This is a genomic window from Occultella glacieicola, from assembly GCF_004353825.1.
In the GTDB taxonomy this organism is placed as follows: Bacteria; Actinomycetota; Actinomycetes; order Actinomycetales; family Beutenbergiaceae; genus Occultella; species Occultella glacieicola.
This window is the reverse complement of sequence record NZ_SMNA01000005.1, coordinates 477,177-494,002: the sequence shown is the minus strand read 5'-3', so window position 1 is coordinate 494,002 and position 16,826 is coordinate 477,177. Positions and strand designations below refer to the sequence as shown.

The 16,826-nt window shown below is 72.9% G+C and carries 16 protein-coding genes; 8 read left to right on the top strand and 8 right to left on the bottom strand.

Going from position 1 to position 16,826, the window contains the following annotated elements; genetic code table 11:
- Nucleotides 1–8 precede the first annotated feature (8 nt).
- Nucleotides 9–332 carry a hypothetical protein gene (locus EXU48_RS12645; protein WP_133107996.1) on the top strand — a complete coding sequence of 108 codons (324 nt, stop codon included), beginning with the start codon at nt 9–11 and terminating at the stop codon, nt 330–332.
- 9 nt (nt 333–341) lie between these two features.
- Here the strand turns inward: EXU48_RS12645 and EXU48_RS12640 are convergent, their stop codons facing one another.
- Genes EXU48_RS12640 through EXU48_RS12630 form a run of 3 tightly spaced genes read right to left on the bottom strand, consistent with a single transcriptional unit; the run spans nt 342 to nt 1,554 of the window.
- Nucleotides 342–863 carry an SRPBCC family protein gene (locus EXU48_RS12640; RefSeq protein ID WP_133107995.1) on the bottom strand — a complete coding sequence of 174 codons (522 nt, stop codon included), beginning with the start codon at nt 861–863 and terminating at the stop codon, nt 342–344.
- Nucleotides 860–1,225, bottom strand: a complete 366-nt coding sequence (locus EXU48_RS12635) for an ArsR/SmtB family transcription factor (RefSeq protein WP_133107994.1) — start codon at nt 1,223–1,225, stop codon at nt 860–862. The genes EXU48_RS12640 and EXU48_RS12635 overlap by 4 nt, the downstream gene beginning before the upstream one ends.
- Nucleotides 1,226–1,284: 59 nt before the next feature.
- On the bottom strand, nt 1,285–1,554 hold the full coding sequence (locus tag EXU48_RS12630; protein WP_165962796.1) for a nickel-binding protein: 270 nt from the start codon (nt 1,552–1,554) through the stop codon (nt 1,285–1,287).
- Between the two features lie 143 nt (nt 1,555–1,697).
- Between EXU48_RS12630 and EXU48_RS12625 the strand changes: the two genes are divergently transcribed.
- The 5 genes from EXU48_RS12625 (at nt 1,698) to EXU48_RS12605 (ending at nt 9,405) form a co-directional block, all read left to right on the top strand.
- Entirely contained in the window at nt 1,698–2,648 is a 951-nt protein-coding gene (locus EXU48_RS12625) for a hypothetical protein (RefSeq protein ID WP_133107992.1), read from the top strand.
- Between the two features lie 113 nt (nt 2,649–2,761).
- Nucleotides 2,762–3,295: a sigma-70 family RNA polymerase sigma factor gene (locus EXU48_RS12620; RefSeq protein ID WP_133107991.1), complete on the top strand. Its 534-nt coding sequence runs from the start codon at nt 2,762–2,764 to the stop codon at nt 3,293–3,295.
- Nucleotides 3,296–3,458: 163 nt separating this feature from the next.
- A complete protein-coding gene (locus tag EXU48_RS12615; protein ID WP_133107990.1) occupies nt 3,459–4,961 on the top strand; it encodes a hypothetical protein in 1,503 nt (500 codons plus the stop codon).
- Nucleotides 4,962–5,166: 205 nt separating this feature from the next.
- Nucleotides 5,167–8,121, top strand: a complete 2,955-nt coding sequence (locus EXU48_RS12610) for an FAD-binding and (Fe-S)-binding domain-containing protein (RefSeq protein ID WP_407938734.1) — start codon at nt 5,167–5,169, stop codon at nt 8,119–8,121.
- Between the two features lie 117 nt (nt 8,122–8,238).
- Nucleotides 8,239–9,405: a hypothetical protein gene (locus tag EXU48_RS12605; protein ID WP_133107989.1), complete on the top strand. Its 1,167-nt coding sequence runs from the start codon at nt 8,239–8,241 to the stop codon at nt 9,403–9,405.
- Here EXU48_RS12605 and EXU48_RS12600 read toward each other — a convergent pair.
- Nucleotides 9,359–10,063, bottom strand: a complete 705-nt coding sequence (locus EXU48_RS12600; protein ID WP_133107988.1) for a maleylpyruvate isomerase N-terminal domain-containing protein — start codon at nt 10,061–10,063, stop codon at nt 9,359–9,361. The two genes, EXU48_RS12605 and EXU48_RS12600, sit on opposite strands and share 47 nt — an antisense overlap.
- 109 nt (nt 10,064–10,172) lie before the next feature.
- Between EXU48_RS12600 and EXU48_RS12595 the strand changes: the two genes are divergently transcribed.
- Nucleotides 10,173–11,168, top strand: a complete 996-nt coding sequence (locus EXU48_RS12595; RefSeq protein WP_133107987.1) for a Gfo/Idh/MocA family protein — start codon at nt 10,173–10,175, stop codon at nt 11,166–11,168.
- Nucleotides 11,169–11,205: 37 nt separating this feature from the next.
- Here EXU48_RS12595 and metX read toward each other — a convergent pair whose 3' ends face one another.
- Together metX and EXU48_RS12585 are read right to left on the bottom strand one after the other, a co-directional pair.
- On the bottom strand, nt 11,206–12,402 hold the full coding sequence (gene metX / locus EXU48_RS12590) for a homoserine O-acetyltransferase MetX (RefSeq protein ID WP_133107986.1): 1,197 nt from the start codon (nt 12,400–12,402) through the stop codon (nt 11,206–11,208).
- 74 nt (nt 12,403–12,476) lie between these two features.
- Complete coding sequence (locus EXU48_RS12585) at nt 12,477–13,826, bottom strand: bifunctional o-acetylhomoserine/o-acetylserine sulfhydrylase (protein ID WP_133107985.1); 1,350 nt, start codon at nt 13,824–13,826, stop codon at nt 12,477–12,479.
- A 362-nt stretch (nt 13,827–14,188) separates the two neighbouring features.
- Here EXU48_RS12585 and EXU48_RS12580 point away from each other — a divergent pair, with 362 nt between their 5' ends.
- The gene (locus EXU48_RS12580; RefSeq protein ID WP_133107984.1) at nt 14,189–15,535 is read left to right on the top strand and encodes a C40 family peptidase; all 1,347 of its coding nucleotides are present in this window, start codon (nt 14,189–14,191) and stop codon (nt 15,533–15,535) included.
- A 96-nt stretch (nt 15,536–15,631) separates the two neighbouring features.
- On the opposite strand, the gene EXU48_RS12575 is transcribed toward EXU48_RS12580, so the two are convergent.
- Both EXU48_RS12575 and EXU48_RS12570 read right to left on the bottom strand, forming a co-directional pair.
- Nucleotides 15,632–16,135, bottom strand: coding sequence for a pyridoxamine 5'-phosphate oxidase family protein (locus EXU48_RS12575; RefSeq protein ID WP_133107983.1), 504 nt, complete (start codon nt 16,133–16,135; stop codon nt 15,632–15,634).
- Nucleotides 16,136–16,229: 94 nt separating this feature from the next.
- Entirely contained in the window at nt 16,230–16,745 is a 516-nt protein-coding gene (locus tag EXU48_RS12570) for an inorganic diphosphatase (RefSeq protein ID WP_133107982.1), read from the bottom strand.
- Between the last annotated feature and the right edge of the window lie 81 nt (nt 16,746–16,826).

Genomic DNA, 16,826 nt, shown 5'->3' with positions numbered 1-16,826 from the left:
TGGCCCGCATGAGCGATGCGGGGGAGTCGGGCACGCAGGGGAGCGGCGGGTTGCGGGTGCCGGATCCGTCGCCGGTGGGTTCCGCCGTCGTGCTCACCTTCGGCGTGGCGCTGCTGGTGGGCGGCTGGCTGGCGGTGGACCACGCCCGGTACCTCAGCCTGGTCTGGGAACTCACCGGTGCCGCGCAGAACGACCCCGGCCGGGTCTGGCTGACCGTCGGTCTCATCGTCGCGGGGGTGGGTCTGGTCGCGACGCTTGTGGGCGTCTACCGGCTGGCGGTGGGTGTCGACTACGCCGCGCACCGGTGGGCCGCGAACGCTCCGGGGACGTGAGGGTGCCGGTCAGGCCAACTCGTTGCGGTAGTGCTCGGTGAGGGCCGGGTAGTACGCGTCGAAGTCGACCGTACCGGGATCGGCGCCGGTCTCCGCCGCGACCATCCGGTCGAGGTAGTAGTCCCACCCCGGGCCCACGCCCTCCGCGAGGGTGGCATCCCCGACCTCCTGGGCGAATGTCAGCGTGGTGACGCCGTCGGTCTCGGCGAGGTCGATCTGCCAGGTCCACTCGACGGCGCTGTCGTCGGGACGCGCCGACCGCATCACCAGGCGTTGAGGCGCGTCGCAGACGTCGATGTAGATCGTCTCCTCCGGTGCGTCTGCGGCCTCGGCGGTCATCCAGAAGGACACCGAGCCGCTGGACGGGTCTCCGGCCCAGTGGCCGATCCAGCGCACCAGCCGGTCGGACTCGGTCGCGGCCGCCCAGACGTCGGCGATCGGCGCCCGGAACGTGCGCTCGAAGACGAGGTAGGCGACCCCGTCCCGTTCCTGGTGTCGCCCTGTGGCGCGGGGGGTGTCGGTGGTACTCATGCGGTCTCCTCGGTCGTGGTGTGGATGATGGCGTCGGTGCCGGTCCGGTCCCGGACGGCGCGTCGGACCTCGAGGTCGAGACCGTCGAGGACGGAGTCGTCGAAGCGCGGCTGGGGTTCGAGCGCCGCGAGGTAGTCGGCCACCGGGGCCAGCCCGGTGCGCTCGAGCCGGTAGTGCCGCTCGCGCCCGACGTCGTCCGCGGCCACCAGGCCGGCCTCGCCGAGCACCCGCAGATGGCGGCTGATCGCCGGTCGGCTGATGGCGTGTTCGCCCGCGAGATCCACGACACGCGCCGATCCGTTGGCGAGCCGGCTCACGAGGTCCCGGCGTACCGGGTCCGCGAGGGCGGCGAAGGCGTCCATGTCACATTGGTAACCTAACGGTTACCGATCTGTCAAGAGCGATCGGGGCCATCCCCGTTTCAGGACAGGTGGGTGGGTCGTCCGAACAGGTGGCGGAGTTCCTCGGCGACGTACCCACTGAGCCGGGCATGTTCGCGAACGTGCGCCTCGCTGGCGGCGCGATAGAGGCAGACCAGGTGGTCGCCGGCCACGAAGGTCCGCTCCCAGCGGGCGGATGCGCCGACGTGCGCGCGTGCGGCGGCGTTCGATGCCGTCGACAGCGCGCGGAGCTGCTGCGGAGTGAGTTCCCCCGCGCTCGGAACGGCGCGGCGGATCAGGAACGTCGGCATGGCCTCTCCTCGGGTGTCCGGTGACCCGGCGGGTCTGGTGGGTCCACCCTGGTCGGTGCGCGCCGTGGCGTCATGAGGGAAATCCCCCATCTCGCCGGGCGGCGCTGCATGACACCATGGCCGCATCGACGTGAAGGAGCGAGATGGCCACCACCGTGGGTCCGTTGGGCTGGATGGAGAGCAGCGACCTGGCCGACGGCGCCACGATCACGGTGCTGCGCGGCGTGGACGGCGGCGCCGTGCTCAAGGCCTTCGGGGCGATGGGCACCCCGGTGCCGCCGGGCACCCGGATGCAGGAGGCCTCGGGCGGGGACCTGCCGCTGCCGTGGGCCGTGGTCGCGGCCGTGGCCGGTCGGGTGCTGGTGGTCGAACCCAACGGGTGGGTCGGCACGAACCCCGTGGTGCTCCGGCGGGCCTCCCCGGGCGGGCTGGCCGTCTCCGTCTACTGGAACGTCAACCTGCTCACCGACGTGGAGATCGCCGAGAACGGTGCCGTGATCGGCGGGATCAATGACACTCAGCCACACGGTGCGGACCGGTTCCGCGAGTTGGTCGCGCCGCTCGGGTTGCCGGGTTCCGGCGTGGAGGCGCTCGGCGCCGTCGCGTGGGGCCTGCGGGCGCAGGCCGAACTCGTCGGGTTGTCCCTGACGCAGCAACTGTGGCAGCACCTCCGGACCCAGCCCTGCGCGTACCTGCTGGTGCCGCCGCTGCCCGAGCAGTACGGGAACCGGCACACCTGGCACCAGGACGTGGCCACGCTCACCGCCGCAGCGGTTGCGGCGGACGCGGGACTGGTCCGCGAACTGACCTGGCAGTCCGCGGGCCAGGTGGCTGCCGCGGCCGGTGCCGGACAGCGCGCCGAGGTGGTCTCGACGCTGGCGAACCGGGCACTCGACGCCAGCGCCGATCTCGCTGCCCGGCGGGCGTTCCTCGGTGCCGGCAACGAGATCGTCCTGTGGCGGATGCTGTATGCCGCGACTAACCCCGACGCACCGACCGCCCTGCTCGGCGTTCTCGCGGACGCCTCGTTCCTGCTCGACGACGCCGCCTTCGCCGACCTGCTCGCCCGCGTCCGCGCCCACCTACCCAGCTGACGGAACCGACGTCGGCTGTGTGATCGTGTGCAACGATCGCGGTGATGGGGACATAGGCATCTTGAGAGCACCGTGGCATTCCGCCCGTGCCCCCAGCAGATCCGGGAGTGACGATGACGGACCACGACGGCCCCGTGCCCGCGGCTGATCCCGCCGGCCGTGACCGAGCCTGGTTCGAGGACTTGTTCACCGCCCACGCCGGCGCCGTGCACCGGTACTTCCTACGCCGTGCGCCCCGTGACGACGTCGAGGACCTGACGGCCGACGTCCTCGCGACCGCATGGCGTCGGCGCGCGGATCTCCCCGAGGGCCACGAACTGCCGTGGCTGTACCGGACGGCCGGGTTCGTGCTCGCCAACCACCGGCGCAAGGGCCGGCCGGTCCCGGTCGAGTCGCTGCCCGACGACGCCGACGGCGAGTACGCCGCCGATCCCGCAGATCTCGTCCTCGCGGACGCCCAGGTGAGTGATGCGCTCGCCGCGCTGAGCGACCGGGACCGGCACGTCCTGATGCTGCACGCCTGGGAGGGCCTCGACGGCGAGGAACTGGCCGCGGCGCTCGGCATCGGCCGCGGTGGGGCGGCCGCCGCGTTGTCCCGGGCCCGGGCGCGGCTGCGCTCGGCCTGGGACGAGCGCGTGACCGCGTGAGGTCCGGGTCACCCACCGCGCGCCGGGCGCCGACGCAACACCCGCCGTCGACGGCACACAGGCAGGGCAGAGGGCGAAGGCGAGGGCGACCACACGATCCGCCACGGATCGGGCCGGCGAGGACGGTCGCGGCTCCCGAAGCCCCTCGGCGAGAGGACATCTGATGAGCAGCGACGATCCCACCGGCACCGACGAGGCGTTCCGACGCCTGCGCGCCGCCGACCCGGCCGCCGGCTCCACCCCGGACCTGGACATGCTGCGCAGTGCCGTGACCGCTCGGGTCGGCGACCTCGAGGAGGACGGCCCCGGGCGGCGCGAGCGCGAGAACACCGAGCACGACGACGAGCTGCTCGCCAAGCGGAACCGGCGCGCAGCCGTCGGGCGGGGCCGCCGCGGTCTGCTGGTGGCCGCGTCGGTCGCCGCGCTCGCGGTGTTCGGTGGCGGCGGGTACGCGATCGGTGCCGCGAGCGGCACGGAGCCCGACGGCGGCAGCGTCGTCGCGAGCGACGGTTCCGAGGACGCTGCCGGGGGGGCGGTGGAGCAGGAAGCGCTCGGGAGGGTGGCGGACACCATGCTCGCCGGCTACGGCCGGACGGAGTTCACCGCGGACGGGCTCTCCACGCAGGGTTCGGCGGCGGAGGCGTACGGGCTGGACGCGGGCGCGGCGCTGACCGCAGAGCGGGTCGCGCAGGTGGCGCAGGCCCTCGGTCTCGAGGGCGAACCGGTGCTCGCCGACGGCGCCTGGACGGTCGGTTCCTGGGACGGCGGCGGCCCGGTGCTGTCCGTGTACGTCGACGGGACGGCCTCGACGAGCTATACGAACCCGTCTCTGGACCCGTGGCGGTGCGCCGCCATCGAGCAGATCGAGCCGGACACCGGCGGCGGTGACACCGCCGCGGCCGAGTGCGAGGGTGAACAGGTGGCCGCCGGCGAGGACGAGGCGATCGCCGCCGCCCAGGCGGTCGTGACCGCGGCCGGCGGCGACGTCGGGGATTACAACTGGAGCATCACCGAGCCGGGTGAGCACGCGACGAACGTGCTCGCGACCCCGAACATCGGCGCGGGCACGGTCGAGGGCGTGATCGGCTGGCAGTTCACCGTCACCACCGAGGGGATCGCCTCGGCATGGGGGTCGATGGCCGAGGTCTTCTCCCTCGGTTCCTACGAGGTGGTCTCGCCCGCGGAAGCGGTGCAGCGGCTCACCGACCCACGGTTCGGCGCCGGCGGTGGCGGGATCATGCCGTTCAGCGCGGCCGGCTCCGCGGTCGCGGAGGCTCCGGCGGGACCCGTGGAGGACTCCGGTGCCGGTGAGCCCGCCCCCGGCACGGCGGCCGAGGAGACGGCCCCGGGCACAGCCCAGGATCCAGCTCAGGAGTCGGCACAGGAGTCGGCACCGGAAGCAGTCGAGGCGCCCGCCGGCCCGGCCGACGCGCCGGTCGATGCCGCGCCACCGACCGAGGCGCCGGCGCCCGCCGAGGTGGGCGCCCCGATCGACTGGCCGGTCCGTCAGGTCACGATCAACGGGTCGGAACTCGTCCTGATGTCGGTGTACTCCGACGACGGCGCCGTGGTGCTCGTCCCGGCGTGGCGGCTGTTCGACACCGAGGGCGGGGTCTGGACCATGAACGCCGTCGCCGACGCGGGTCTGGACTTCGGCGCCGACTGAGACGCCCGCTCGCCCGGGCCGGAGGGGCCCGGGCGGGTGGTCGGTGAGGCCGCGGCTTCAGATCGCACCTGCCGCCTCGAACTCGTACGCCGGGGGGCACGATCTCGAGGCGGCCGGTGCGATCTCGGCGTCCGGGATGGGTCCCGTGGCCGTGGCGGTCTCACAACCGGGGCGGGAGCACGGGGCCGGGCGCGGGCGTGGGAAACTGGCGAACGTGTCGACCCTGAGCACGAATCCCCCCGTGGCGCCCGAGGTGGCGGATCTGGTCGCGGCCCTCGGCCGTGCGATCACCGGGGAGGTGGATGCCTCCGCGCGGCGCCGATCGGAATACGCCACGGACGCCTCGAACTACCGGGTCCCGCCCCAGGTGGTGGTGTTCCCGAGGAGCACCGAGGACGTGCTCGCCACGCTCGCCACCGCCCGTGAGTACGGCACCCCCGTGACCGCCCGAGGTGGCGGCACCTCGGTGGCCGGCAACGCCGTCGGGCCCGGGATCGTCATCGACTTCTCCCGGCACCTGAACAAGGTCCTCGAGATCGACCCGGTCGCGCGGACCGCGCGGGTGCAGCCGGGCGTCATCATGTCCGACCTGCAGGCGGCCGCGCGGCCGCACGGCCTGCGGTTCGGGCCGGACCCGTCCACCCAGGCCCGAGCCACCCTCGCCGGGATGATCGGCAACAACGCCTGCGGCCCGCACGCCGTCGCCTACGGGCGCACGGTGGACAACACCATCGCCCTCGACGTCGTGGACGGCACCGGGCGGCGCTTCGGTACCGGCACCGGGGCCGGCGCCCTTGACGAGATCCCCGGCCTGGCGGACCTGGTCCGCTCCCGCCTGGCCCTGATCCGCACCGAGTTCGGCCGCTTCGGCCGCCAGGTGTCCGGGTACTCCCTCGAGCACCTGCTGCCCGAGAACGGCACCGACCTGGCGAAGTTCCTGGTCGGTACCGAGGGCACCCTGGTCACCATCCTCGAGGCCACCGTGGCGCTGGTGCCGATCCCGAGTTCCCCGATGCTGGTGGCGCTCGGCTACCCGGACATGCCCTCGGCCGCGGACGCGGTGCCGACCATGCTCGCCCACGCCCCGCTCGCGATCGAGGGCCTTGACGCGAAACTCGTGGACGTCGTGCGCGCCCACCACGGTCCCGACTCGGTGCCGGACCTGCCGCCGGGCGCCGGCTGGCTGCTCGTGGAGGTCGGCGGCGAGACCCAGGAGGCGGCACTGGCCTCGGCCCGCGCGATCGTCGCGGACTCCGGCACCGAGGCGACCCGGATCATGCCGCCGGGACCGGACGCGACCGCGATGTGGAAGATCCGGGCCGACGGCGCAGGGCTGGCCGGGCGCACCGGGTCCGGTGCCCAGGCGTGGCCGGGTTGGGAGGATGCGGCCGTGCCGCCGGAGCGGCTCGGCACCTACCTGCGCGAGTTCGAGGCGCTCATGGCCTCCTACGGTGTGGACGGACTGCCGTACGGGCACTTCGGGGACGGCTGCATCCACGTGCGTATCGACTTCCCGATGACCGACGAGGCCGGCGCCGCGCAGTTCCGCTCCTTCATGCTCGACGCGGCGAGACTCGTGGCCTCCCACGGCGGCTCCCTCTCGGGCGAGCACGGGGACGGCCGGGCCCGCGGGGAGCTGCTGCCACTGATGTACTCGGCCGAGGCGATCGCCACCTTCGAGGCGGTCAAGGCGCTCTTCGACCCCGAGGACCTGCTCAACCCCGGAGTCGTGGTGCGGCCCCGGCGCGTGGATGAGGACCTGCGCCGCCCGCACGCCCGCCCGCTGCCGATGCTGGCCTCCTCGGGCTTCGCGTTCGCCCACGACGACGGCGACTTCACCACCGCCGTGCACCGGTGCGTCGGCGTCGGCAAGTGCCGCGCCGACCTGACCGACGCCGGGTCCTTCATGTGCCCCTCCTACCTGGCCACCAGGGACGAGAAGGACTCCACCCGCGGCCGCGCCCGGGTGCTCCAGGAGATGGCCAACGGCACCCTCGTGCAGGGCTGGGACGCCCCGGAGGTGCACGACTCGCTGGACCTGTGCCTGTCCTGCAAGGCGTGCTCGTCGGACTGCCCGGCCGGGGTGGACATGGCCCAGTACAAGTCCGAGGTGCTGCACCGCAGCTACCGCGGCAAGGTGCGTCCGATCAGCCACTACGCGCTCGGTTGGCTGCCCCGCTGGGCCCGGCTGATCACGGCCGTGCCGGGTGTCTCACGGCTGGTGAATGCGGTGCTCGGGGTTCGCCCGATCGCGAAGCTGGTGCTCGCCGGCGGTGGCATGGATGTCCGACGGCGGATGGTCACCTTCGCCGAGGAGCCGTTCAGCAGGTGGTGGCGCAGGCGGGCGCCCAGCCGGCCCGAAGGGCCGGGCGCCCGGGTGCCGACCGCCGAGGTGACGTCGGCGCCGGGGCGAGTGACGACGTCGGGCAGCATGGGCCGATCGGGCACCGAGGTGCTGCTCTGGGCGGACTCGTTCTCCGAGCATCTGGACACCGCCGGGGCCCGGGCGATGGTCGACGTGCTCGAGCAGGCCGGGTACACCGTGCGGCTGCCGGAGGCGAGTGCGTGCTGCGGCCTCACCTGGATCTCGACCGGCCAGCTCGACGGTGCCCGGGCCCGGCTGAGCCAGACCATGGACGTGCTCGGGCCGTACGCCGAGGCGGGCATCCCGATCGTCGGGATCGAGCCGTCCTGCACGGCGGTGCTGCGCTCGGACCTGCCGGACCTGTTCCCCGACGACCCACGTGCCGCCGCCCTGGCGAAGGGGACCTACACCCTCGCCGAGCTCCTGACCGCCCCGGCCCCGGTCGGTCCCGCGGACTGGGCCCCGCCGGACCTGGACGGGACGCAGGTCATCGCCCAGCCGCACTGCCATCAGCACGCCGTGATGGGATACGAGGCGGACCTGGAACTGCTCCGCCGGGCCGGTGCGCAGGTGTCCACGCTCGGTACCTGTTGCGGGCTGGCCGGGAACTTCGGCATGGAGAAGGGCCACTACGACGTGTCCGTCGCGGTGGCCGAGCAGGCGCTGCTGCCGGCGCTGCGGGAGGCGCCGGAGGGGGCCGTGTACCTGGCCGACGGCTTCTCCTGCCGCACCCAGGCGAAGCAGTTGGCAGACGTTACCGGAATGCAACTGGCCCAGTTGCTCCGGCACTCTTGATCCCTGCGCTGGGAGTGTCAGAATGGTCCCCGGGGCAGGACAGTCACAGAACTGACGGCGCGCTTCCGCGGAAGCACTGCCGTGCCCGCCGCTGCCATCAGAAGAGAACCCTTGCCGATGCCGTCGTTCGCGTTCGAGTCCGGTCACCTCGTCCCAGCGACGTTCGGACGGCAGGGCCCGAGCCGGCTGAACCCCGACCACAGATCGGCGCTACGGCGATATCTGCTCGACGTGCTCGAAGCGGACCTCTTCCCGATCTGTTGGAGCGATGGGGCCGAGCCGGTGCTGACCGCGATGGATCCCGCCGGTCAGGTGGTCACCGCCCTGGTCGTGGACCGGCTCGACGAGGCCACGCTGATGCGCGCCCTCGCCGGTGCCGGTGAGAACGCGGCGGCGTCCTGGCTGACCATCGCGGGTCGGTACCGGTCCGGTGTGGCCGGTTTCCGGCGTGACTGGAACGCGTTCCGGGAGTCCCGGCCCGCGGGCGCCCAACCGGGCCCGCAGCTGTACCTCGTGGCCGGTGACGTGTCCGCCGAGGTGCTCGCCGGCCTGCGGGTGATGCACGGTGTGCGGGTGGTCGCCGTGGATGTCCGGGAGGGCCCCTCCGGTGCGCCGCTGCTCGACGTCACCGACGTCGCGCCGTCCCGGGTGCGGGTGTTCGACGGCGAGGCGGAGCCCGAACTCGCTCCCGTCACCGGTCCGGTGGCACCGGTCGGCTCGACCGCGGTGCCGGAGACCGCTCCGGCATCGATCGGGCGGGCCGCGGCGCCGGCGACCGCGCCGGCGCCTGCCGAGCCGGTCCGGTCCGCCCCAGTAGCGGCCGCTGCGACCGCACCGCCACCACAGCCGCCAGCCGCCCACCCCACCACCCGGTTCCCGCTGCGGCGCGAACCCGAACCGGTGCGGGCGTCCGAGCACCTGCGCGCCGTCGCGGCACTGGTCGACGCCCCGGTGCGGATCGTGCTGCGTTCGCGAGAGCGCGACCACACGGCGTGGCTCCGGCAGGACGGCGTGGTCGTGGTCTCCGGCGGCGTCGAGCACGGAGAGCTCGACGCCGCGGCCGCGCACCTGCTCGGTCACGAACCGGCCGACGCCTGGTCCCAGTGGCGCTTCGCCGAGGGCGGTCTCGCACTCGCCGATGCCCGCGCCGAGGTGATCCGGACAGACCGGTCGGGGCACCGCCAGGCACCCGCGGCCCAGGCCGCCCGAACGGGCGGCGAGCCGAGCCGCCGGGCGCTCAGATCAACGGAAGGAAACGGCTCACGTCGGGGAGCCCGTCACTGAGGTACTCCGGGCGCAGCGCCCCCGCGGCGACCGCGTCGGCCCAGGTGAGCCGTCCCGTCGCCGTCTTGATCCAGGCGACCTCGTCGCCCACCTGCAGGTCGTAGCCGCTGGCCCAGTTGAGCGCCTCGAGCAGCGCCTCCGCGGCCAGCCTGCGCGCCCCGGCGTCGACCGGAGCGGGGTCGGGCAGGTCCGTGGCGAGGTCGTACCCGTGCGCCACGAGCTCGATGATCCGGGTGAGCACCAGGTCGCGCACGGTGATCGGCCCGCGCCGGGCGAGCACCACCGCATCCGGTCCCGCCTCCGTGAGCGCGGCGAGGCGTTCGAAGGCGGCCTCGGACAGCTCGTCCAGGCGGGGCAGGGGATCGTCGCCGAGGTCGGCCGCCAGGGTCTTCGCCGCGCGGGTGATCTCCTCGGCGCCCATCGCGTAGCCGCGCAGGTACTCCCCGAGGGACAGGGGCTCCACCTCGGCGGGCTGTGCCTCGCAGGCGGAGAACGCCGCGATCGAACGTCCGAGGTGCGCGACCAGGTCGGCGACGCTCCAGCCGGGGACGGCACTCGGCTCGGCGAGCACGTCGTGGTCGAGGTCCTCGAGCCTGCCCCGGAGCAGGTCCCACTGGTCCCGAAGTTCGGCGGTCAGGGTCGGCAGCGGTGTCGGCATGCCACCATGATGGCGGAACGATGGTGGAACTCGCGCGCCGCGCGTGCCACTGGCAGGTCGGACGGCAGGGTCGGAAACGTTCGCGACGATCGCGGGAGATGGACGGGACATGACGCAGGTGCGCTGGGGCATCCTCGGGCCGGGTCGGATCGCGGCGAAGGTGGCCGCCGACTTCGGCCACGTCGACGGCGGGGTGCTGGCCGCCGTCGGCTCCTCGTCCCTGGACCGGGCCCGGGCCTTCGCGACCGAGCACGGGGCCGCCCTCGGCACCGAGATCCGGGCGCACGGGTCCCATGAGGCCCTGCTGGACGACCCGGACGTGGACGCGATCTACATCGCCACGCCGCACTCCGACCACGCCCGGCAGGCGATCGCGGCGGCGCGGGCCGGCAAGGCGGTGCTCGTGGAGAAGTCGTTCACGGCCACGCTCGCCGGCGCCGAGGAGGTGCTGGCCGCGGCCCGGGAGTCCGGCACGTTCGTCATGGAGGCCATGTGGACGAGGTTCCAGCCGGCGCTGGTGCGGGCCCGCGAACTGATCGCCGACGGCGCGATCGGTGAGGTCCGGGCGGTCCAGGCCGACCTCGGCGTGCGCCGGGAGTTCGAACCTTCCGACCGCCTGTTCGCGCTCGAGCTCGGCGGCGGCGCGCTGCTCGACCTCGGCGTGTATGTGGTCTCCTTCGCCCAGCACTTCCTCGGGGGCCCGGACACCGTCACGGCGAGCGGGACCCTGCTCGAGACCGGCGTGGACGCGGAGGCCGCGATCACGCTGGGGTACGCCGACGGGCGTGCCGCGAGCCTGCTCACCTCGTTCCGGCTACCGCTGCCGGGCCAGGGACGCATCTTCGGGACCGACGGGTGGATCGACGTTCCGCCGCGCTTCCACCACCCGACCTCGCTCGTGCTGCACCGGGACGGGGCGGACCCGGAGCCGATGGACGTCGCACCCGGGGGCGCCGGATACGCGCTCGAGTTCGACGAGGTGAACCGGGCCCTGGCCGCCGGCGCCGTGCAGAGCGAGATCATGCCCTGGGCGGACACGCTCGCCGTGCAGGCCGTGCTGCAGCGAGCCGCGGACCAGATCGGGGTCGCGCTCCACGAGCGCTGACGGTCAGGTTCGGGCCCGACGAGGGACCCGGGGGGTCTCAGCGGGTCAGATAGGCGCGGTTGCCGAGGAACTCGGCGATGATCGGCCCGAGCTGGTCGAAGTCGATCAGGAAGCCGTCGTGCCCGTAGTCCGAGTGCAGCAACCGGTAGGTGCCGCTCGGGGCGCCGGCGGCGATCCGTTCGGACTGGGTGGGCAGGAACAGGCGGTCGGAATCCACGGCGACGGCGAGCGTGCGGGCCGTGATCGAGGCCAGCGCGGACTCCACGCCACCTCGGTCCCGGCCGATGTCGTGGGTGTTCATCGACTCCGTCAGGACCACGTAGGAGTTCGCGTCGAAGCGGCGGGCGAGCTTGTTCGCGTGGTGGTCGAGGTAGGACTGGACGGCGAACCGGCCGCCGCCGCCGAGCGGGTTCTCGCCGCCCTGGGGCAGCCGCCCGAACCGTTCGTCCAGCTCGCGGGCGCTGCGGTAGGTGGTGTGGGCGATCTGCCGGGCGATCCCCAGGCCGACGTGCGGGCCGTCGCCCGCGGCCGCGTCGTAGTAGTCACCGCCGCGGTAGCGCGGGTCGGCGCGGATCGCCCCGATCTGGGCGTGCGCCCACGCGATCTGGTCCGCCGTGCTCTGCGCCGACGTCGCGATCGCGGCGACGGCGGCGACCCGGTCCGGCTCTCCGGCGGCCCATTCCAGGGCCCGGTGCCCACCCATCGAGGCCCCGACGACCAGGGCCCAGGTGCCGACGCCGAGCCGGTCGGCGAGTTCGCGTTCGGCGGCCACCTGGTCGCGCACCGTCACGTACGGGAACCGGCTGCCCCACGGGGTTCCGTTCGGGGCGTCCGAGGAGGGACCGGTGCTGCCCTGGCAGCCACCGAGCACGTTCGGCGCCACCACGTAGTAGTGGTCGGTGTCGATCGGACGACCCGGCCCGATCATGTCCGACCACCAGCCGGCCGTCGGGTGGCCCGGCTCGGCGTCGCCGGTGACGTGCGAGTCGCCGGTGAGGGCATGCAGGACCAGCACGGCGTTGTCGGCCCGGGCGCTCAGCGTGCCCCAGGTCTCGTACGCCATCCGGACCTCGGGCAGTTTGCCACCGGCCTCGAGGTGCAGTGGACCGAGGTCGGCGAACCGTCGCCTGCCGACCGGATCCGTCTCCCGCCACGCGCACGAGGCGGGGATCGGACCACCGGCGGTGCGGTCGCGCGCCGACGGGCGGTGTGCGCGTCGTTCGGACTCGCTCATGGCCACCTCCGCCTGCTGGACTGCGTCCACGGTAGTTCGTCCCTGCCTCGTGCGCCCGGTCGTCCGGTTCCCGGTCAGATGCCGGCCGGCTCGGCGGCCTCGTCGGCCGGGACCGCGATCGCCGCGGCGAACCCGGTGTCCAGGTCGGCGATGATGTCGTCGATGTGCTCGAGGCCGACGGACAGGCGCACGAGCCCCGGGGTGACGGCGCTCGCGGCCTGCTCCTCGGGCGTGAGCTGGCTGTGCGTGGTCGAGGCGGGGTGGATCACCAGGGACCGCACGTCGCCGATGTTCGCGACCAGGGAGTGCAGCTCGAGACCGTCCACGAACGCGCGGCCGGCGTCGAGGCCGCCCTCGATCTCGAACGCGAGCACGGCGCCCGCGCCCTTGGGCAGGTACTTCTGGGCGAGCGCGTGGTACGGGCTCGAGGGCAGGCCGGCGTAGTTCACCGAGCGGACCTGCGGGTGGGCCTCGAGGTAGGCCGCCACCTTCTGGGTGTTCTCGATGTGTCGCTCGACCCGTAGCGACAGGGTCTCCAACCCCTGCAGCAGCAGGAACGCGTTGAACGGGCTGGCCGCCGGCCCGAGATCGCGCAGCAGCTGGACCCTGGCCTTGAGGATGAACGAGAGGTTGACGCCGAACGCGCCGCCGACGCCGAGGTCCTTGGCGTAGGTGAGCCCGTGGTAGCTCGGGTCCGGGGTGTTGTAGTTCGGGAAACGCTCCGGGTGCTGGGCGTAGTCGAAGCTACCGGCGTCCACGATCACGCCGCCGATCTGGGTGCCGTGGCCGCCGAGGTACTTGGTGGTCGAGTGGATGACCACGTCAGCGCCGAACTCGATGGGGCGTACCAGGTAGGGGGTGCCGACGGTGTTGTCCACGAACAGCGGCACGCCGACCTCGTGGGCCACGGTGGCCACGGCCTCGATGTCGAGGACGTCGCCCTTCGGGTTCGGGATGGTCTCCCCGAAGAACAGCTTCGTGTTCTCCTGCGCGGCGGCGCGCCAGGACTCCGGGTCGTCCGGGTTCTCCACGAACGTCACCGAGATGCCGAGCTTGGGCAGCGTGTAGTGGAGCAGGTTGTAGGTGCCCCCGTACAGGCTCGGGCTGGCCACGACGTGGTCGCCGGCCTCGGCGACGTTCAGGATCGCGAGCGTCTCCGCCGCCTGCCCGGAGGCCACGAGGAGCGCCCCGACGCCGCCCTCGAGGGAGGCGATCCGGTCCTCCGCGGTGGCCTGGGTCGGATTGCCGATGCGGGTGTAGATCGGCCCCAGGTCGGCCAGGGCGAACCGGTTCGCGGCCTCCTCGGTGTTCTTGAACACGAAGGAGGTCGTCTGGTAGATCGGCACGGCTCGGGCACCGGTCTGGCCGTCGGGGCTCTGGCCGGCGTGGATCTGACGGGTCTCGAAGTTCCAGTTCTCGCTCAAGGCTCTCTCCGGTGCGTGTGGGGGTGGGGTGGTCCTGGACCGATGGTTTCCCACGATAGGTGCCGTCCCAAGGGGTAACTGGCAAATCTCACATGGCAAGACGTCGGGCTGTGAGTGGTTCGGACGTAGAGATCGGCATGCTGGCACCGCGATTCGTGCCTGTGACACGTGTGACAAATGTGAAAGTTGGGACTCGTGTTCACAAATTCAACAACTTCCACTACGTTGAGCGGCGGACAGCGATCGAATCGTCAACCCGACACGCCGGGAAAACTCAGATCCGAATGACATCGGTGTAGTTCTGGGTCGGTCACCGGGGTCGAGGGGATTCGTTCGGCACTGGAGTGGATGGAGACTGATCGGTGAGAGCACGACCCGGGCGACGCCTCGTCGCCGTACTCGGCTCGGTGGCGCTCGCGGGCACCCTGGCGGTCGGGTCGGCGTCCGCCGAGCCGACCATCCCCAGCCAGGACGACATCGATGACTCCCGGGCCGCCCAGCAGAGCACGGCGGCCCAGATCGCCGCGCTCGAGGTGCAGCTGGCCACGAACGCGGCCGCGGCCGACGCCGCCAACGTCGAGGCGGCCGTCGCCGCCGAGGCCTACAACCAGGCTGCCGTTGACCTCGAGGATGCCGAGCAGGCCTCGGAAGCGGCCCAGGTCGCCGCGGACCAGGCGGACGCCGCCGTCCTCGTAGCGAGCCAGGAGGTGGCCCGCATCGCGACCGCGGCCTACCGCAACGGCGGCGACCTGCAGCAGCTCTCGATGTTCCTGTCCGCGGACGGCGTCCAGGACGCGGTCCACGGGGCCACGACGTTCGACCGGCTCGGCGGCAACGCCACGGACGCGCTCGGCGAGCTCGACGCGGCGGAGCTGGTCGCCGACATCATGCACGAGCGGGCCGACGACGCGCTCGCGGAGCAGGAGGCGGCCACCGCCGAGCTCGAGGAGGCCTCCGACGCCGCGGATGCCGCCGCGTTCACCGCACAGACCACCCTCGAGACCACCCAGTCCGAGCGGGCCGGCCTCATCAACGAACTCGCCGCCCTGCGCAACACCACCGCGGAACTCGAGGCCGAGCGTCAGACCGCGCTCGAGCAGCAGCAGCGGGACCGGGAGAACGCTGCGGCCGCCGCCGCGATCAGCGCTCCCGTGGCAACCCCGGCCGCGCCCGCCGCCCCGGCGACGCCCGCCGCCCCGGCGACGCCCGCCGGGCCGAGCACCCCGGCGCCCAGCACTCCGGCTCCGAGCACCCCGGCACCACCCGCGACACCCGCGCCACCGCCGTCGACCCCTGCGCCGCCGGCGACTCCCGCGCCGACGCCCCCGCCCGCCGCCACCCCGCCGCCGTCGTCGGGCGCCGGTGCCGCGGCCCTCGCCTGGGCGCGCACGCAGATCGGCAAGCCGTACGTGTACGGCGCTGCAGGCCCGAACAGTTACGACTGCTCCGGACTCACCATGCGCGCCTATCAGAACGCCGGCGTGAACCTGCCGCGCACGACGAGGGACCAGTACGCGGCCGTCAGCCACGTCCCGGTCAGCCAGATGATCCCCGGCGACCTCATCTTCTACGCCGAGAACGGCCGCATCTACCACGTGGCCATCTACGCCGGGAACGGGATGCGCGTGCACGCACCGCGGCCCGGTGGCAGCGTGGAACTCGTCCCGATCTGGTGGACGAACGTGCTGCCGATGGCGGGTCGTCCCTAGCCGGCCGGACGGCGAACGCCGGAGGACCCGGGGAAGGTCGTCCGGCGTTCGCGTCGATGCTCCGCCCGCTCGGCGAGGGCCCCGCGAAGACGGGACTCAGTCGAACATGTGGGCCGTCTGGGAGTGCGGTTCCTTGCCGAACGTGAGCACCTTCGCCGGTGTCACCGCGAACACCCAGGCCGGGTGGTCGCCGTCGCCCACGCCGTCACCGTGGACCGTGAACCGCCACGCCTCGCCGTACTTCGCGAGGGTGGCGTCGGCGAACGCCTGCAACCGGACCGGCTCCGTCAACCGCTGCGCCGTGCCCTCGAGCACCACATCGGTGCCCGCCGCCCATGCGTTCGCCCCGGTGGTCACGGCCACCTGGGGGTTCAGCAGGAGGTTGTGCACCTTCTGCTCCCTGGCTCCGCTCGCGAAGTGGAACCGGTCGTCGAACCACGCGCCGATCAGTGGCGTCACGTGCGGGCGCCCGTCGGCGCGCACCGTGCTCAGCCAGTACAGCTCCGCATCGGCCAGCAGCCGGTCGGTGCGGGCCCACGGCGCCGCGGTCGGGTCGTCCCCGTAGCGGGGGTCCGGGCGGGACAGGCGTGGTCCGGGCATGGTGGCTCCAGGGGTGGGTAGGGTCATCTCACCCGGAACAGACCCGGGTCGTTCCCGAAACTCACCGTGCGACCTCAGGCTCGGCCGCCCCCGGTCAGTGTGCGATATGCGGCTGTGGGTGTGAGTAGCCGGTGTCGATCGCACGCTGGAACGAGCGCTGGATCTCGGCCTCGGCCTCGGCGCGGCCGACCCAGTGGGCGCCCTCCACGGACTTGCCGGGCTCGAGGTCCTTGTAGACCTCGAAGAAGTGCTGGATCTCCAGTCGGTGGAACTCGGAGACGTCGTCGATGTCGGAGCGCCAGGACGCGCGCTGGTCGCCCTTCGGGACACACAGCACCTTGTCGTCGCCGCCGGCCTCGTCGCGCATCCGGAACATCCCCAGTGCCCGGCACCGGATCAGGCAGCCGGGGAAGGTCGGCTCCTCCAGCAGCACCAGCGCGTCGAGCGGGTCACCGTCCTCGCCGAGGGTGCCCTCGATGTAGCCGTAGTCGTCCGGGTAGCGCGTGGAGGTGAACAGCATCCGGTCCAGGCGGATCCGTCCGGTCTCGTGATCCACCTCGTACTTGTTGCGCTGCCCCTTGGGGATCTCGATGGTGACGTCGAATTCCACGGTCTTCTCTTCCCGTTCGCCTGATGGTCCTTGCCATAGTCTGTCCTACGCCGGCCCGGGCTGCGGCATCCCGGTGGCGGC

Coding starts and splice junctions, on each gene's coding strand:
- EXU48_RS12645 (WP_133107996.1), top strand. CDS start 9: ATGAGCGATGCGGGGGAGTCGGGCACGCAGGGGAGCGGCGGGTTGCGG.
- EXU48_RS12640 (WP_133107995.1), bottom strand. CDS start 863: ATGAGTACCACCGACACCCCCCGCGCCACAGGGCGACACCAGGAACGG.
- EXU48_RS12635 (WP_133107994.1), bottom strand. CDS start 1,225: ATGGACGCCTTCGCCGCCCTCGCGGACCCGGTACGCCGGGACCTCGTG.
- EXU48_RS12630 (WP_165962796.1), bottom strand. CDS start 1,554: ATGCCGACGTTCCTGATCCGCCGCGCCGTTCCGAGCGCGGGGGAACTC.
- EXU48_RS12625 (WP_133107992.1), top strand. CDS start 1,698: ATGGCCACCACCGTGGGTCCGTTGGGCTGGATGGAGAGCAGCGACCTG.
- EXU48_RS12620 (WP_133107991.1), top strand. CDS start 2,762: ATGACGGACCACGACGGCCCCGTGCCCGCGGCTGATCCCGCCGGCCGT.
- EXU48_RS12615 (WP_133107990.1), top strand. CDS start 3,459: ATGAGCAGCGACGATCCCACCGGCACCGACGAGGCGTTCCGACGCCTG.
- EXU48_RS12605 (WP_133107989.1), top strand. CDS start 8,239: ATGCCGTCGTTCGCGTTCGAGTCCGGTCACCTCGTCCCAGCGACGTTC.
- EXU48_RS12600 (WP_133107988.1), bottom strand. CDS start 10,063: ATGCCGACACCGCTGCCGACCCTGACCGCCGAACTTCGGGACCAGTGG.
- EXU48_RS12595 (WP_133107987.1), top strand. CDS start 10,173: ATGACGCAGGTGCGCTGGGGCATCCTCGGGCCGGGTCGGATCGCGGCG.
- metX (WP_133107986.1), bottom strand. CDS start 12,402: ATGAGCGAGTCCGAACGACGCGCACACCGCCCGTCGGCGCGCGACCGC.
- EXU48_RS12575 (WP_133107983.1), bottom strand. CDS start 16,135: ATGCCCGGACCACGCCTGTCCCGCCCGGACCCCCGCTACGGGGACGAC.